At 63.5% G+C, this 2,215-nt stretch carries 2 protein-coding genes; both read right to left on the reverse strand.

The window, feature by feature from the left end:
- Nucleotides 1-153 precede the first annotated feature (153 nt).
- Entirely contained in the window at nt 154-1,605 is a 1,452-nt protein-coding gene (gene hydA / locus EOB59_RS34505) for a dihydropyrimidinase (RefSeq protein WP_128290282.1), read from the reverse strand.
- Nucleotides 1,606-1,666: 61 nt separating this feature from the next.
- Nucleotides 1,667-2,215: M20/M25/M40 family metallo-hydrolase (locus EOB59_RS34510; protein WP_128290283.1), on the reverse strand; the 549-nt coding region annotated here is incomplete at its 5' end.

Consider the following 2,215-nt stretch of genomic DNA (forward strand, 5'->3'; position numbering starts at 1 on the left):
TTCTCCCCGTCACTATACGGGGAGAAGGTGCCGGCAGGCGGATGAGGGGCGGCGCCGAGTTCGGCAATTATCGGCACTGCGACACATCCCCAAAGGCGGCGCTGTGTTTGTCGGCAATCATCCGTTTCTTGGCGTTCTTCGAGCCGCGCAAGCTCAAACCCCGGTCGCCGGGATGCCGGTGCGTTCCACCTTGCGCGGCGCGGAGATTTCCTTCCACGTCGACAGCGCCCGGTTGACCGCCGCATTCGGCTCGCGGCCGACGAATTCGCCATGCCCGGGCTTGGCCTTGATTTCGGCCTCCTGGATCGACAGTTCGCCACGCGAGAACACGAACCGCGGCAGACCGGTCACCTCGAACCCTTCGAACACGTTGTAGTCGATGACGGACTGCTGCTTCTTCGAAGTGATCTTTTTCTTGCGCTTGGGATCCCAGACGACGATGTCGGCGTCGGCGCCCTCTACGATGGCGCCCTTCTTCGGATACATGTTGAGGATCTTGGCGATGTTGGTCGAGGTCACCGCGACGAACTCGTTCATCGTCAGCCGGCCGGTGTTGACGCCCGTCGTCCACAGCACCGGCATGCGGTCTTCGAGGCCGCCGGTGCCGTTCGGGATCTTGGTGAAATCGCCGACGCCGTTGCGCTTCTGCTTGGTGGTGAAAGCGCAATGATCGGTCGCCACCACCTGCAGCGAGCCCGCCCGCAGGCCGGCCCACAGCGAATCCTGGTGCAATTTGTTGCGGAAGGGCGGGCTCATCACGCGGCGCGCCGCATGGTCCCAGTCCTTGTCGAAATACTCGCTCTCGTCCAGCGTCAGGTGCTGGATCAGCGGCTCGCCGAACACCCGCATGCCCTTCTGCCTCGCGCGGCGGATCGCTTCGTGGCTCTGCTCGCAGGAGACATGCACGACATATAGCGGCACGCCGGCCATGTCGGCGATCATGATGGCGCGGTTGGTCGCCTCGCCTTCCACTTCGGGCGGCCGTGAATAGGCGTGGCCCTCGGGGCCGTTGTTGCCGGCAGCCAGCAGCTTCTGCGACAGGGCGGCGACCACATCGCCATTCTCGGCATGCACCAGCGGCAGCGCGCCGAGATCGGCGCAGCGCTGGAACGACGCATACATCTCGTCGTCATCGACCATCAGCGCGCCCTTGTAGGCCATGAAGTGCTTGAACGAGGTGATGCCCTTGTCGACGACAGTGGCCATCTCGTCGAACACCTGCTTGCCCCACCAGGTGATCGCCATGTGGAAGGAGTAGTCGCAGGACGCTTTCGAGGTCTTGTTGTCCCACATCTGCAAGGCTTCGAGCAGCGACTGCTGTGGCGCCGGCAGGCAGAAATCGACCACCATCGTCGTGCCGCCGGAGAGCGCCGCGCGCGTGCCGGATTCGAAATCATCGGCCGAATAGGTGCCCATGAACGGCATTTCGAGATGGGTGTGCGGGTCGATGCCGCCCGGCATGATGTAGCAGCCGGTGGCGTCGAACTCATGGTCGCCATGCAGGCCCGAGCCGATGGCGACGATCTTGCCGTGCTGCATCAGCACATCGGCCTTCCAGGTGCGGTCGGCGGTGACGATGGTGCCGTTTCGGATAACTTTGGTCATTAGCTGTTCCCTTGTTCTTGCCGCGCTTCTTACGAGCGTCGTTTGGAAGGTAGATCTAAGCTCACTCCACGATGACAGCCGTCTCCACCACCGCGTGGAACAGCACGTCGGCACCTGCCGAAGCCCATTCCTTGGTGATCTCCTCGGCCTCGTTGTGGCTGAGGCCATCGACGCAGGGGCACATCACCATGGCGGTGGGCGCGACGCGGTTGATCCAGCAGGCGTCGTGGCCGGCGCCGGAGACGATGTTGCGGTGCGAATAGCCGAGGCGTTCGGCGGCATCGCGGATCGCCTTGACGCAACCGGCGTCGAAAGTCACCGGGTCGAAAGCACCGACCTGTTCGATCTCGTAGCGGATGTCGAGTGCATCGCAGATCGTGTCGATGCCTTCGCGGATGCGGCCATCCATCGCGTCCAGCACTTCTTTTTCCGGCGAGCGGATATCGACGGTGAAGACGGTGCGCCCGGCGATGATGTTGCGCGAATTGGGATAGACCTCCATGTGGCCGACCGCGCCGACGGCATCGGGCTGGTAGTCCATGGCGATCTCGTGCACCAGTTCGATCACCCGCGCCATGCCGAGCCCGGCATTACGGCGCTTGGGCATCGG

It is taken from the genome of Mesorhizobium sp. M7A.F.Ca.MR.176.00.0.0 (assembly GCF_004023165.1).
In the GTDB taxonomy this organism is placed as follows: Bacteria; Pseudomonadota; Alphaproteobacteria; order Rhizobiales; family Rhizobiaceae; genus Mesorhizobium.